At 52.4% G+C, this 13,839-nt stretch carries 10 protein-coding genes and 1 tRNA gene; 8 read left to right on the plus strand and 3 right to left on the minus strand.

From position 1 onward, the window contains the following. Positions 1 to 37: 37 nt before the first annotated feature. The 3 genes from C9J01_RS26390 to mepA all read left to right on the plus strand — a co-directional run bounded on the left by C9J01_RS26390 (position 38) and on the right by mepA (position 2,354). Positions 38 to 114: transfer RNA gene (locus C9J01_RS26390), tRNA-Asp, on the plus strand. A 297-nt stretch (positions 115 to 411) separates the two neighbouring features. Beyond that, positions 412 to 1,392 carry a sugar-binding transcriptional regulator gene (locus C9J01_RS26395; RefSeq protein ID WP_107301067.1) on the plus strand — a complete coding sequence of 327 codons (981 nt, stop codon included), beginning with the start codon at positions 412 to 414 and terminating at the stop codon, positions 1,390 to 1,392. A gap of 116 nt (positions 1,393 to 1,508) precedes the next feature. Then, positions 1,509 to 2,354, plus strand: a complete 846-nt coding sequence (gene mepA, locus C9J01_RS26400) for a penicillin-insensitive murein endopeptidase (protein ID WP_107301068.1) — start codon at positions 1,509 to 1,511, stop codon at positions 2,352 to 2,354. A 57-nt stretch (positions 2,355 to 2,411) separates the two neighbouring features. On the opposite strand, the gene C9J01_RS26405 is transcribed toward mepA, so the two are convergent. The 3 genes from C9J01_RS26405 to rdgC all read right to left on the minus strand — a co-directional run bounded on the left by C9J01_RS26405 (position 2,412) and on the right by rdgC (position 5,245). Further along, positions 2,412 to 2,666, minus strand: coding sequence for a YfhL family 4Fe-4S dicluster ferredoxin (locus tag C9J01_RS26405; RefSeq protein ID WP_107301069.1), 255 nt, complete (start codon positions 2,664 to 2,666; stop codon positions 2,412 to 2,414). Between the two features lie 5 nt (positions 2,667 to 2,671). Beyond that, a complete protein-coding gene (gene trhP / locus C9J01_RS26410; RefSeq protein ID WP_107301070.1) occupies positions 2,672 to 4,069 on the minus strand; it encodes a prephenate-dependent tRNA uridine(34) hydroxylase TrhP in 1,398 nt (465 codons plus the stop codon). Positions 4,070 to 4,333: 264 nt separating this feature from the next. After that, the gene (gene rdgC, locus C9J01_RS26415) at positions 4,334 to 5,245 is read right to left on the minus strand and encodes a recombination-associated protein RdgC (RefSeq protein WP_201797872.1); all 912 of its coding nucleotides are present in this window, start codon (positions 5,243 to 5,245) and stop codon (positions 4,334 to 4,336) included. A gap of 153 nt (positions 5,246 to 5,398) precedes the next feature. On the opposite strand from rdgC, the gene C9J01_RS26420 reads away from it, so the two are divergent. From C9J01_RS26420 to C9J01_RS26440, 5 genes are all read left to right on the plus strand, one after another. Further along, on the plus strand, positions 5,399 to 6,643 hold the full coding sequence (locus C9J01_RS26420; protein ID WP_107301071.1) for an exonuclease SbcCD subunit D C-terminal domain-containing protein: 1,245 nt from the start codon (positions 5,399 to 5,401) through the stop codon (positions 6,641 to 6,643). A gap of 24 nt (positions 6,644 to 6,667) precedes the next feature. Next, complete coding sequence (locus tag C9J01_RS26425) at positions 6,668 to 10,453, plus strand: AAA family ATPase (RefSeq protein ID WP_107301072.1); 3,786 nt, start codon at positions 6,668 to 6,670, stop codon at positions 10,451 to 10,453. Between the two features lie 195 nt (positions 10,454 to 10,648). Beyond that, a complete protein-coding gene (gene phoB, locus C9J01_RS26430; protein WP_039469114.1) occupies positions 10,649 to 11,338 on the plus strand; it encodes a phosphate regulon transcriptional regulator PhoB in 690 nt (229 codons plus the stop codon). A 51-nt stretch (positions 11,339 to 11,389) separates the two neighbouring features. Continuing rightward, positions 11,390 to 12,694 carry a phosphate regulon sensor histidine kinase PhoR gene (gene phoR, locus C9J01_RS26435; RefSeq protein WP_107301073.1) on the plus strand — a complete coding sequence of 435 codons (1,305 nt, stop codon included), beginning with the start codon at positions 11,390 to 11,392 and terminating at the stop codon, positions 12,692 to 12,694. Between the two features lie 79 nt (positions 12,695 to 12,773). Then, the gene (locus tag C9J01_RS26440) at positions 12,774 to 13,772 is read left to right on the plus strand and encodes a PstS family phosphate ABC transporter substrate-binding protein (protein ID WP_237157068.1); all 999 of its coding nucleotides are present in this window, start codon (positions 12,774 to 12,776) and stop codon (positions 13,770 to 13,772) included. The last annotated feature ends 67 nt before the right edge of the window (positions 13,773 to 13,839 follow it).

Below are 13,839 nucleotides of genomic sequence, written 5' to 3' on the forward strand. Positions count from 1 at the left end.
ATTTAAGTTATCGTGCTGAACACACGGTGATTTGAGTGGAGCGGTAGTTCAGTTGGTTAGAATACCGGCCTGTCACGCCGGGGGTCGCGGGTTCGAGTCCCGTCCGCTCCGCCACTTATACTAAGCCCAAGCAGAAATGCTTGGGCTTTTTTACGTTTAGCCTTCGGCAAAACGTAAGGTCCTAGGAGAAACTGGAACGGGGTCCTAGGAAAAGCAAAAGAAGAGCTTGATAGTTATTGAGTGAGCAGTGAATGCTGTAGGACCCAGGACCCAGGACCCAGGACCCAGGACCCAGGACCCAGGACCCAGGACCCAGGACCCAGAACCGCTTTTCCTTCCCCCCCATTACCCGCTAAAATACCTTTCAGATTAAACCTTATTCGTAACCCTATTTATATCAAAGGTATGGCTATGACAGCGCCCCAGAATGACACTACCCATGTAGACAGCGATCAGCTTACTGAGATTGCCATTGCCTATTACCAGGATGGGGCGACCCAGGAAGAAATCTCCAAGATGTTCGGGATGTCTCGGGCCAAAGTCGGTCGCTTGCTCCGTCGGGCAAGGGATGAAGGGGTGGTGGAAATCACCGTGAAATACCACCCAGTGTTCAGTGAAAAGTTGGAGCAGCAGCTGGTCGAGCGCTTTAACTTGAAGCGTGCCTTAATTGCCTTGGATCAGCCTGATGACGAGAGCCAGCGCCAGCAGGTTGCCAGCTTAGTGTCGAGCTACCTGTCATCGATTTTGACCGATGACATGGTGGTGACTGTTGGGCAGGGAAGAAATATTGCCTCGATCGCTAGCCATGTTGGTGTCGTTCCCCACCGTAACTGCCGATTTGTATCGGGTATTGGTGGCACCCACCGTTCGGGTAATGCCATCAATGCCGACCATGTTTGCCGTCTGCTCGCCAAGAAATATGACGGCATTAGTGAAACGCTTTATGCGCCAGCCTATGTCGAGGATATCAAGGTTAAAGAATCCTTTATGAAAAACGGTACGGTCAAGGAGACTCTTGATCGCGCAAGGCGTGCAGATGTCGCTCTGGTGGGAGTGGGGGATATGAATGAAAACAGCCATATGGTTAAACTTGGTTGGTTTACGCCCCAGGAGATTGTCGAGGCGCGGATCCGAAAAGGTGTGGTAGGGGATATTGCCGGCTATGACTTTTTTGACAGCCAAGGTCGCCGTGCCGATACCATGATGAGCGACCGGGTTATTGGCCTAAGCATGGAAGAGCTCAGGCATATTCCAACAGTGGTTGTTACTGCTGCCGAGAACAGTAAAGCATTGGCACTGCTGGGTGCACTACGCTCCGGTGTGGTTGATGTGTTGGCGACCAGCGTCAGCAATGCCCTGACCATTTTGAACCTCGATCAGCAGATGAAGTAACGATCGAGAGTCGGATAATAGATCCAAAATGATCAAACTGCCTGCGGGCAGCTTTTTTGTTGCTTGCTATGCTCAAAAGTATGCGGATAAAAAAGTGACAAAAGGATCAGGTAGGCATGAGGTATTTTTTTGCCCTTCTGCTAGGGGTTGCGATAGGGTTGCCTGCTGCGGCAAGCCCGTGGGAAAAGGTGAAAGCGCCGTCAGTGGGTCAGTCTGAGTCGATTGGTACCTACAATAACGGTTGTCTGGCAGGGGCTGAGCCTTTGCCTTTGGAAGGGGAAGGCTATCAGGTGATGCGATCGCAGCGCGGTCGTTATTACGGCCACGAATCGATGATCCGTTTTCTCCATGATTTATCTAAGAGCGTCCATAAATTGGAACTAGGGCAGTTATTGGTTGGTGATATTGCTATGCCGAGGGGCGGACGTTTTTCATCGGGCCATAATAGTCATCAGACCGGACTCGATGCGGATATTTGGCTCAAATTGAGTGATGGTCCACTCAGCGAAGAAGAGTTGATTGATGTCCAGCCTTTGCCGATGGTCCACATCAAGCAATACAAAATAAACAAGAAAAACTGGGGGGATAAGCAAGCCTTGATGGTCCAATTGGCCGCAGCGGATGAGCGGGTTGCCAGGATTTTTGTCCACCCGGTAATCAAAGAGCAACTGTGTCAGCGGGAGTGGAAAGATAGAGATTGGCTCCAGAAGGTCAGGCCGTGGTGGGGGCATTATTACCACTTCCATGTCAGGCTAAATTGCCCGGATGGCGACAGCAATTGTAAAGCGCAGCCCACACCACCACCGGGTGATGGTTGTGGGGCAGAGCTAGCATCTTGGAAGCCGCAACCCAAACCTAAAGCAAAGAAAGAAAAGGTCGCCAAGGTGAAGAAAAAGCCCAAACAAAAACCGTTACCGCCAGCACAGTGCATGTTGTTGTTGCGCACACCAGCCACAGGTTAATGCCACTGTAAGCCTAAAATACAGATACAAAAAAAGCGCCTTTCGGCGCTTTTTCTTTTATGCCAATCCTTGAAGGGTGACAAACTTTTCGAACAGGGCTTCATCTGTCTCGACGTTGTCGGGATCGGTAATGATACAGTTGGTGATCGGACACACCGACTGGCACGTCGGCTTGTCGTAGTGTCCCTTACACTCGGTACATTTGTCGGGGTCGATCTCATAGATTTCGGCCCCCATGGTGATCGCCTCGTTCGGACACTCGGGATCACACATGTCGCAGTTAATGCACTTAGTGGTAATAAGCAGTGCCATGGTGATTACTTACCGTCTTTTGGTGCGTGTGGGTTACGGGTGTTCTCACCTGAGTTTAGATTACGCATCAGCAAGCCGTATTCCAGATCCATATCTTCTGGTACTGGGATAAATACGAAGTGGCCGTTACCCTTGGCGTCTGTTACTACTTCAGATTTGCGGTTTTCCATTGCTTCAAGGGTGAAGATAACGTTGCCCTGTGGTGTCATTAGCTCAAGGCTATCACCGACTACAAACTTGTTCTTCACTTCGACTTCAGCCAGATCACCACGGCGTTTGCCAGTGAACTCACCGACGAACTGCTGGCTGTCAGAGATTGAGTAGCCGTAGTCGTAGTTCTGGTAAGCATCATGGGTGTGGCGGCGTAGGAAGCCTTCGGTGTAACCACGGTGTGCCAGGCTCTCCAGGGTACCCATCAAGCTTTCGTCGAATGGCTTGCCAGCAACAGCGTCATCAATTGCTTTACGGTAAACCTGTGCAGTACGGGCACAGTAGTAGAACGACTTAGTACGGCCTTCGATTTTCAGCGAGTGAACGCCCATCTTGGTTAAACGGTCTACGTGCTGGATAGCACGAAGATCTTTTGAGTTCATGATGTAGGTGCCGTGCTCGTCTTCGAACGCTGCCATCTTCTCTTCTGGACGGTGCGCTTCGCTTAGCAGTACGACTTCATCGGTTGGCTTGCCGCGGCCGATAGTCGTCTCAGGACGCTCGTCCTGTACTTCGATAGCCTGGGCATCGCTTGGGTTGAACTCTTCAACGATCTGGCCTGCATCGTTTTCAGTGCCTTTTTCCACTTTGTATTCCCAGCGACAGGCATTGGTGCAGGTACCCTGGTTAGGGTCACGCTTGTTGATGTAGCCAGATAGCAGGCAGCGGCCAGAGTAAGCCATGCAAAGTGCACCGTGGACGAAAACTTCCAGCTCGGTCTCAGGGCAGTGCTCGCGGATCTCTTCGATTTCTTCCAAAGAAAGTTCACGAGAAACGATCACACGCTCAACGCCGTTTGCAGCCCAGAACTTCACGGTAGCCCAGTTCACGGCGTTCGCCTGAACAGATAGGTGGATCGGCATTTCAGGGAAGTTCTCACGCACCATCATGATAAGACCTGGGTCAGACATGATCAGTGCATCTGGGCCCATTTCCACAACAGGCTTCAGATCGCGGATGAAGGTTTTCAGTTTAGAGTTATGTGGCTGAATGTTACATACCACGTAAAGCTTCTTGCCTTGGGCATGAGCTTCGTCGATACCGATTTTCAGGTTTTCGTGGTTGAACTCGTTGTTACGTACACGAAGACTGTAACGTGGTTGGCCGGCGTACACAGCATCTGCACCGTAGGCAAACGCGTAGCGCATGTTTTTCAGGCTGCCCGCAGGCGATAACAATTCAGGTTTAAACATAGCTCTTATATTCCAGTGTCTGATTGCAAATCAGGCCGTATCGCAGGGGGATACGGAGTTGAGGCGGGATTTTACTGTGATCTACCCCTCAATAGCAATGTTATTGCCGAATTAGGCAAACTTTCGTCACTGGTGAGTGTAAACGGCTGATAAGGCGGTTTTCCCTATAGGGAGTCACAGTGGGTTTTGTTGGTAATGCGGGGGTGTTAATAGGGAGGAAAAGTGGCACCCAAAGTGAGGTGCCACAACAGATAAGGTTACCGGTTAGGCTTTGGCTTCAAGGCCACCAAGTACTTCGAACAGGTTCGGCAAGAAGGCAGAGAATTCGCCAGCCATCAGCGATAGGTCAGCATCGATACGCAGGGCCATCTCGTCGCGGTCGATATCATCATTCTGCTCTTTTAGCTCATCAGAGAACTTTAAGCGCTTAATGGACAGATCGTCTGCCAGTACGAAATCGATACGGTCCTGCCAGTTGATAGATAGCTTGGTCACTAGCTTGTCGGCTTCGATGTGAGCCATGATTTCATCGCTCGATAGGTCCTGCTGCTTACAGCGGATCACGCCACCATCTTCCAAGATAGCTTTTAGCTCGGCCTCTTCGCCAATGGTGAAACCGTTAGGCGAAGTGTTTGAGCGTACCCACTCGGTCATGGTCAGCTCGGCTGGTTTTTCTGGTGTTACCGGGATAACAGGCAGGCTACCGATAGATTTACGCAGCAGTGCCAGCAGATCTTCGGCTTTCTTGAAGCTACCTGCATCAACCAGTACATAGCCTTCTTTTGGCATGATCAGAGCGTAAGTCTGGCTTTTGCGACTGAAGGCGCGTGGTAGCAGGTCCATCACGATTTCATCTTTGATGGTGTCCTTTTCGCTTTTCTTAAGCTTACGGCCTTGCTCGGCTTCCTGGGCTTCAACTTTTTCGTTCAGTGTTTCTTTGATCACTGACGCTGGCAGCATCTTTTCTTCTTTGCGCGCACAAATCAGGATGTTGTCACCAATTACATGGGTAAACATGTCGCCGTGCTTACCCAGTGCATGGACCCAACCAAATTTCTGCTGATCTTGGCTGCCACACGGGGTAAAGCGGAACTCTTCAAGTTGCTTCTCAAGTTGATCAGGATTGAGGTCGATCTCGCGGCTGAAGCGATAGGTAAGTACGTTTTTAAACCACATCATGGCTGTTACAAATCCTTGGTTGTGCATTTGGCTGTCAATCTTATTGCATTGGTTAGCTTTTGTCTTAAGTTTTCGTGCTCTGCTGCTTGGGCAAAACATAAAGTGCGGTACAATCCAAACAAGTGTTTCCATAACGGCATATCGACCGCAATGAAGATCCTCCATACTTCCGACTGGCACCTGGGCCACCAGCTGCACGGCTATAACCGCGATTTCGAGCACCAGGCATTTCTTGACTGGCTGGCGCAGACCCTTGAGCAAGAGCAGGTCGATGCCCTGCTGGTTGCGGGTGATATTTTTGATACCGCCAATCCACCGGCCAGTGCCTGGCGGATGCTATACCGCTTCCTGGCAAGGATGGCGAAGAGTATGCCGGAGCTCAATGTAGTGATGATTGGTGGTAACCATGATTCGCCGAGCAAGCTTGATGCGCCGCATGAACTGCTGAGAGCCTTTGATTTGCATATCGTCGGTGGTATCCACCGCCAGGTCGATGGTGAGCTGGACACCGAGCGGATGTTGGTCCCGCTGACCAATAAAGCTGGTGAGCAAGCGGCATGGGTGTTGGCTGTCCCTTTCTTGCGTAGTGCTGACCTGCGTACCGAAGATCTCGATGAAGAAGACGATCGATTGATCAAAGGGGTGGAAACCCTCTACGGTGAGGTGACTGAGGCAGCGCGTCAGATCCAGACGCCGGATCAGGCCCTGATCGGTATGGGCCACGCTTATATGGCATCGGGCAAACTGTCGGAAATGTCAGAGCGCCGGGTACTCGGGGGTAACCAGCACGCGTTGCCTGCCTCTATTTTTGCCGATGATATGGCCTATGTGGCGTTAGGACACCTGCATTTGGCCCAGCGTGTGGCAAAGAAAGAGCAGGTTCGCTATAGCGGCTCCCCGCTGCCGCTGTCTATGTCCGAGCGAGGCTACAACCACCAGGTTGTCATGGTTGAGCTAGATGGTGCAGCAGTTTCCGGTATTGAGTCGGTTTCGGTGCCACGGGCCGTTGATATGCTCAAGGTACCATCATCACCGGGCCCGCTGGAGCAAGTGCTTGAAGAGCTCAAAGCGTTGGATGTCGATGAGCGCCCACGTGAGCAGCAACCATTTTTGGAAGTGCATATCCAGTTGGATAAACCGCAAGCCTTGTTGCGTGAAAAAGTGCTCGAAGCGCTTGAGGGTAAGGCTGTAAGGTTGGCCAAAATCACCCCACATTATCAGCAGCAACAAGCTCAGAATGGTCTTGGCCAGCGTCGTCTGTCAGATGTCACGCCCCAGCAGGTCTTTAGCTTGAGCTGGAGCCAGAAATACCAAGGCGAGCCGGATGAAGCCATGGCTGCAGCTTTCGAGAGCCTGTTGATTGCCGTGGAAGACAGCGATGCTGTTGAGTCGTAAGCCAGAACAAGAAAGAGAATAACGATGAAAATCTTAGCGCTACGTGGTGAAAACCTGGCTAGCTTGCAGCAGCCATTTGAGATTGATTTTGCTGGCGGCCGTTTGGGTGATGCGGGTTTGTTTGCCATTACCGGAAAGACCGGTGCTGGTAAGTCGACCTTACTTGATGCGATTTGCCTTGCGTTATACGACCGCATTCCCCGCCTGCAATCCAATAAGAAAAATGATGCGGAAATTGGCCGGGATGGCGACAACGGCCGGATCAAAGCCAATGATGTCCGTAGTATTTTGTCGCGCGGCAAAGCAGAAGGTTTTGCCGAGGTGGATTTTGTTGCCAATGATGGCAGTCACTGGCGTGCCCATTGGCATGTTCGCCGTGCCCGGGGGCGTGCCGATGGCCGTATTCAGGCCTCGGAGCAATGGCTGGAAAGTTTGGAAACCGGCCAACGTTTTGCCGGTAAGAAAGCCGAGTTGCAGGCGGAAGTTGAGCGCTTGGTGGGACTGTCGTTCGAGCAGTTCCGTCGTGCAGTCATGCTGCCACAGGGCGAATTCGCCGCTTTCCTGAAAGCCGGTGCTGATGAACGCGCCGCTTTGCTTGAGCGCATGACCGGCGGTGAGATCTACGGCCGCCTATCGATGGCCGCCTATGAGCGGGCTCGTGAGGAAAAACAAAAGCTTGAGGCCTTGCAGGGCCAGCTAGGCGATATTGAACTGCTAGATGATGAGCAAAAAGCCCAGCTAACCGGCCAACTTGATGCCCTCAAAGTTCAGTTGGGTCAGTGGGAAGCTTCTTTAGCGGCGTTGATCCAGCACCAGCAGGCACTGCAAACCCAAACCCGGCTGCAGCAACAGCAACAGGAGGCTGAGCAGGCACTGGCTCAAGCCGAAGAGCAGCTTAAAGAGGCCGCTCCGCGCCAAGAGCAACTCAAACAGATTGCCAAGGTCCAGCCGGCCCGTAGCGATTTTACTTTGCTACAGCAAACCCAGCTTCAGCTGAGCAAATTACAGGCATCTATTGCCAAGGCTACAGATGAGTTGTCTCGGCACAAGCAGGGCCTGCTTGAGGCGGATAATCGGGTGCAGGGTACCAAGCAGGCACTGGTGAAGGCCAAGCAGCATTGGGATGAGCTGGAGCCGAAGCTTAAGCAGGTTGCCTTGCTCGACGAGCAATTGGCAGCAGGTCAGCGCCAGCTGGCTGAGCTTGATACGGACTACCAGCAACAGCTCAAGACATTCAATGAGCAACAGCAGGTAGCAGAGCAGAAAAAACACCAGCGCCAGCAATTGCAGCAACGCCACCACCAGTTGGCTATAGTGCTTGAGCAAAACCGTGAGCTAGCTGGTGTTGCTGAACAGTACCAGCCGGTACTGGACAACTTAGATCAGTATTTGTCTGCCCACCGCACCTTGGCAACATTGTCGCGTGAGAAACAACAGCTGCAACTTGAGCAGCAATCCCACGATCGCAATGCTGCAATGTTGGAGGCACAACAGAAAGAGGTTACCGGCCAGCTTGACGCGGTGACCAAGGTGCTTGAGGAGCTTAAGGTTGAGCAGCAAGAGCAGGCGATAGCCGATAGCCAGAAACAGTTTGCCAGTAAGCAAGCAGAGCTTGATACCTTGCGTCAGGCAATGTCGGGCACCAAAGAATGGTCAACCTTGCTCGAGCAGATGGAGAAGCTCAAGGTCGAGCATCAAGAGCTGAGTCAGCTCAAGCAGCAGGTAGAAGCCAGGCTGGAGGCGCTGTCGCCGGAAATGGAACAGCTCATGGCCCGCTACCAAGAGGCCGAACAGCAACTACAGCAAAGCATGGCGGTGGTGAACCTCAGTGAGTACCGCAGTCACCTGCAACCTGACTCGCCTTGTCCATTGTGTGGTTCGCTTGAGCATCCATATGCTGAACAACACCCGGTTGTTGAAGGCTTGCTGCACAGCCAGCAGCAACGCTTGCGTGAATTGCAGCAGCTATTGCAAAACGGTGAGGGCGAAAGACGCCACCTGCAACAGCAGTTGCCACAGTGCCAGCAACGTCTGGCTGTGATCGATAACGAACTGGCTCGCTACCGTGCCTACAGCGACCAAATTGTCAGCCAACTATTGGTGATGCTTGAGGAGGTTGAACTTTCGACCCCATTGACGGCAGATGCTGAAAGCCGCCACCTGAACGATCAGTTGGTGCAGTGGCAGCAGCAAGCGGAGCAAGCTTATGGTGAGATCAGGTCGCTGCAGCAGGGTATGGAAGCAGCCCAGCAACAGTTACAGCAAGGCCGACAGTTACAGTACCAGCGCCAGCAGTTGCAACAGGCAGAAGCCGAAATCAAAGAGCATGTTCACCAGCAAACGCAAGCCAATACCCAGCGCATAGAGCGGTTGCAGTCGATTGATCAGCAGAGCCAGACCCAACAGGAAATCCTGTCTTCCCGTGGCGAAGCGCTGAACGAGCAATACGGTAACAGCCAGTGGCTGGATATGTTACGCCAGCACGGTGCCGAGCAGTATATCCAGCAGCTCAAACACCAAGTGGAGCAGTACCTGTCGAGCCATAAGGCCCAACAAGAGGTAGAGCGTGAGCTTAATGAGTTAGCTCCGCAACTTGCAGAGCTGGAAGCGAATATGGCAGCCAGCTATAAACAGGCGCTGGAAAAGCAGCAAAAGGCTGAGCAACTGCAGCAGCAGGTTCAATCCTTGTGGCAGCAGCGGGTAAGTTTATTTGGTGAGCAGGCGGCGGATGCGATTGAGCAGCAGGCTAAAATTGCCGTATCAGAAGCCCAGCAGCAGCATGAACAATCTGAGCAGGCCCAGCGCCAGGCGGGTGAAACTATGGCTGCTGCCTCTGCCGCTTTGGCAGGCCTTGAGCAGCAGGACAAAGAACTATCTGCGGAGAACCGTCAGGTGGTGCATAACTGGCTGGGCTGGCAGGAAAAATTGGCGCTTAACGAGCATCAGCTTATGCAACTGCTAAGTAAGGACGAGGACTGGCTTGAGCAAGAGCAGAACGCGCTAAAGGCAATGGAGGATACCCGTACCGAAGTGGCAACACGGGTCCATGAGCGTGCCCGTGCGATTGAGCAGCACAAAGCCTTGGCAGAACAAGCTGAACAGTGGTTTGCCGGCCATGATATCAATACCGAAATACTGGCTGAAGATGACACCGCTGTGCGCCAGTTGCGTGAGGGCTGGAACAGCGAAAAGCTCTCTTGCGATGAACAGATATTTCAGTTGCGCCAGCGTCTGACCATGGCCGAGCAGGCCTTGCAGCAGGCTGGGGAGCTGACCGATAAAATGGCAGTCCAGCAGAAGCAAACTGAGTTGTGGCTGCAGATGAGCGAGCTGATCGGTTCGGCAACCGGGAATAAGTTCCGCACCTTGGCACAGGGCCTGACTCTTCAGCAATTGGTGATGCTGGCCAACGAGCACCTACATGACCTTGCTCCGCGTTATGCCCTGCAACCGGTGCCGAACAGCCCATTGGCCCTTCAGGTGGTCGACCATGACATGGGTGATGAGGTCCGTAGCGTGGAGTCGCTATCCGGTGGCGAGAGCTTCCTGGTGTCGCTGGCGTTGGCGCTCGCACTTGCTTCGCTGGCAGCGGATACCCGCCAGCTTGGTTCGCTGTTCATCGATGAGGGCTTCGGTACGCTCGATCCGGATAGTTTGGAGATGGCACTGGCCTGCCTTGATGCGCTGCAGGCCGATGGCCGACAGATTGGGGTGATATCCCATGTCGGTACCCTGGTCGAGCGTATTGGCGTACAGGTTGCGGTCGAAGCCCAGGGAGGCGGCCGTAGCCAGATCAGGGTCAGGGGGTAAGACGGTGGCCTGTTCGTTAAAAGCAGGCTAGCCAATTATCTTTTTTATCAATACGTTGCATTTAGATGCAACAGAGTGCTATATGACAGTATGATATACGTTCAGTTACGTATTTCTCCGCGAAAGTCACAAAAGTGTCATACTTAACACACATAATGGCGCTCGAAAGACAGCAATTAATAGGTATTGATTACGATGGTAAGACGGATTCTTGTTGTAGAGGATGAAGCTCCAATCCGCGAGATGCTTTGCTTCGTTCTTGAGCAGAAGGGATATCAGGCGATTGAAGCCGAAGATTATGACATGGCACTGGAGAAACTGTGCGAACCGTATCCAGAGCTGATTTTGCTCGACTGGATGCTGCCAGGTGGCTCAGGAATTAATCTTATCAAGCACTTGAAGCGTGACGAAATGACCCGCCAGATCCCGGTAGTGATGTTGACTGCCCGTGGTGAGGAAGAGGATAAAGTACGTGGCTTGGAAGTGGGTGCGGATGATTACATCACCAAACCGTTCTCGCCAAAAGAGCTGATGGCACGTCTGAAGGCGGTCATGCGCCGTGTATCCCCGACTTCTTTGGATGACGTGATTGACGTTCAGGGCCTCAAGCTTGACCCAGTATCGCACCGCGTGACATCCAATGAACAACCGCTGGATATGGGGCCTACTGAGTTCAAGATGCTTCACTTCTTCATGACCCACCAAGAGCGTGTATACAGCCGCGAACAGCTGCTGAATAACGTTTGGGGTACCAACGTGTATGTTGAAGACCGAACTGTTGATGTTCATATCCGTCGTCTACGCAAAGCGTTGGAAACCGGCGGTCACGATAAATTGGTTCAGACGGTGCGCGGAGCGGGTTACCGTTTCTCGACCCGAGTATAGTAGTAACAATCAAGCAGGCGCACGGCGGGTAACGCGGTGACGGAGTAATAAATGGTAGAACGGCTGTCGTGGAAGAAGTTAGTCTGGGAACTACTCTTTTTCTACTTGCCTTGGATCGCACTAGGGTGGGTATTTGGTTACATGCCCTGGTTCTTGCTGGTCGCAACTTGGATCCAGTTAATCTGGCATTTTCATAATTTATTGAAGATGTCCAACTGGTTATGGAAAGAGCGAAGCCTAACCCCCCCTTCGGGATCGGGAAGTTGGGAGCCTCTTTTCAATGGGATTTACCGTTTACAGCAACGTAACCGACGCCGTCGCAAAGAGCTGGCAACCTTGATCCGCCGTTTCAGAAACGGTGCGGAGTCCCTTCCTGATGCTGTTGTTGTCTTTCGCAGCGAAGGGAACATCGTATGGTGTAACAAGCTTGCCCAGCATTTGCTTGGTTTCCGTTGGCCGGATGATGCCGGCCAGCCGATCAGCAACTTGCTCCGTAGCCCGGATTTTGTCCGTTACCTGAGCAAGCAGTCGTTTGAGACACCACTCGAAATCACTTCTCCGCTTAACTATGACCGCACACTCGAACTGCGGATCATGCATTACACCGAGGGTGAATACCTGATGGTGGTGCGTGATGTGTCGCAGGTTAAGCAGCTTGAAGGTATGCGACGCAACTTCTTTGCCAACGTCTCCCATGAACTTCGTACGCCAATGACGGTGTTGCAGGGTTACTTGGAGATGTCGAAAGATCCCGAGATGCTGGTGGGGCCTATGTGGGATAAAGCCCACGGGGTCATGACCGAACAGTTGACCCGGATGAACTCCCTGGTCGAGCAGTTGCTGACCCTGTCTAAAATTGAGGCGGCACCGAATATCGAGCTGGAAGAAACGATTGATGTCCCAGTGATGCTCGATGTTTTGGAAAAAGAAGCTATTTCACTCAGTGGTGGCGAAGAGCAGTTGTTTACCTTCGAGGTAGATAAATCGCTCAAGGTGCTGGGGGATGAAGACCAACTGCGCAGTGCGATTTCCAACTTGGTTTACAATGCGGTCAAGCACACCCCGGCAGATGCCGAGGTGAAGGTACGCTGGTACTTGACCTCCGCAGGCCCAAGGCTAGAAGTTACTGACCAAGGGCAGGGCATCGAGCCGCAGCATATTCATCGACTGACCGAGCGCTTCTACCGGGTCGACAAAGCTCGCTCGCGTGAAACTGGCGGTAGTGGTTTGGGACTAGCGATTGTTAAGCATGCATTGAGCCACCATGACTCACACCTCGAGATAGAGAGTGAAGTTGGAGTTGGCAGTACCTTTGCCTTTACCCTGCCACAGCGTTTGATTGCTAACGCAGCATAAAGCGAACCTGAAAAAATATGCTAAAGTATTGAGCGGCCTAAAGGCCGCTTTTGTTGTTTTGAGGAGTCATGAAAATCGAATGATAAACCGGATCAGGCAGGCCATGGCCCGATGGCAAAAAATCACCTCTTACCTTGTATTGCCACTGTCTATCTTGGCCGCAACTGGCCCGGCGCAGGCAGATCACAGCCCGTTGCCTCATTACGTCAAGGTCAAAGGGATCTCCGGTAACTTATCATCGGTCGGCTCCGATACGTTTGCCAATCTAATGACCTACTGGTCGGAAGAATTCAAGCGAACCTATCCAAGTGTGAATATCCAGGTTCAGGCCGCAGGCTCGTCAACCGCGCCCACTGCCTTGATCGAAGCGACCGCCCAGTTTGGACCGATGAGTCGGCGGATGAAGGCCAGGGAAATTGCGGCATTCGAGCAAGAATACGGTTACAAGCCGACGGAGATCCGGGTCGCAATCGATGCCTTAGCGGTATTCGTCAACGAGGATAACCCACTGCAGGGGCTCGATTTTACGCAGTTGGACGCTATCTTTTCCCAGACGCTGCGTTGCGGTGGGAACCAAGCGATCACTCGCTGGGGGCAGTTGGGGCTGACTGGCAGTTGGGAAAAGCGCAGTATCCAGTTGTTCGGTCGTAACTCTGTTTCCGGTACTTATGGTTACTTCAAGCAGAAGGCCCTGTGTCAGGGGGACTTCCGTAACAATGTCAATGAACAGCCAGGCTCGGCCTCTGTGGTACAGTCGGTTTCGACATCCCTCAACTCGATTGGTTACTCTGGTGTGGGCTACCAAACCACGGGGATTAGGGCTCTGCCGATTGCGCGTAAAGGCAGTGACTATGTCGCACCGACGATTGAGAATGCCGCGAGCGGTCGATATCCATTAGCTCGTTACCTGTATGTTTATGTAAACAAGCACCCTGATAGGCCACTGCCGCCGCTCGAAAGTGAATTTATCCGCTTTATTTTGTCAGACCAAGGACAGGATTTAGTGAAGAAGGATGGGTATGTGCCGCTTCCCGCAGAAGCGGTGAAGCAAACCTTGCTGGCACTGGGTCTAGAGTAGCAAGCCATACAAATGATAAAGCCGGAGCGATTGACAACGCTCCGGCTTTTTTATTTGCCATTGGCTG

It is taken from the genome of Photobacterium rosenbergii (assembly GCF_003026455.1).
Classification (GTDB): domain Bacteria; phylum Pseudomonadota; class Gammaproteobacteria; order Enterobacterales; family Vibrionaceae; genus Photobacterium; species Photobacterium rosenbergii.

What these genes read in the sequence shown, in the direction of transcription:
- C9J01_RS26395 (WP_107301067.1), top strand. Translation starts at nt 412, where the DNA reads ATGACAGCGCCCCAGAATGACACTACCCATGTAGACAGCGATCAGCTT.
- mepA (WP_107301068.1), top strand. Translation starts at nt 1,509, where the DNA reads ATGAGGTATTTTTTTGCCCTTCTGCTAGGGGTTGCGATAGGGTTGCCT.
- C9J01_RS26405 (WP_107301069.1), bottom strand. Translation starts at nt 2,666, where the DNA reads ATGGCACTGCTTATTACCACTAAGTGCATTAACTGCGACATGTGTGAT.
- trhP (WP_107301070.1), bottom strand. Translation starts at nt 4,069, where the DNA reads ATGTTTAAACCTGAATTGTTATCGCCTGCGGGCAGCCTGAAAAACATG.
- rdgC (WP_201797872.1), bottom strand. Translation starts at nt 5,245, where the DNA reads ATGTGGTTTAAAAACGTACTTACCTATCGCTTCAGCCGCGAGATCGAC.
- C9J01_RS26420 (WP_107301071.1), top strand. Translation starts at nt 5,399, where the DNA reads ATGAAGATCCTCCATACTTCCGACTGGCACCTGGGCCACCAGCTGCAC.
- C9J01_RS26425 (WP_107301072.1), top strand. Translation starts at nt 6,668, where the DNA reads ATGAAAATCTTAGCGCTACGTGGTGAAAACCTGGCTAGCTTGCAGCAG.
- phoB (WP_039469114.1), top strand. Translation starts at nt 10,649, where the DNA reads ATGGTAAGACGGATTCTTGTTGTAGAGGATGAAGCTCCAATCCGCGAG.
- phoR (WP_107301073.1), top strand. Translation starts at nt 11,390, where the DNA reads ATGGTAGAACGGCTGTCGTGGAAGAAGTTAGTCTGGGAACTACTCTTT.
- C9J01_RS26440 (WP_237157068.1), top strand. Translation starts at nt 12,774, where the DNA reads ATGATAAACCGGATCAGGCAGGCCATGGCCCGATGGCAAAAAATCACC.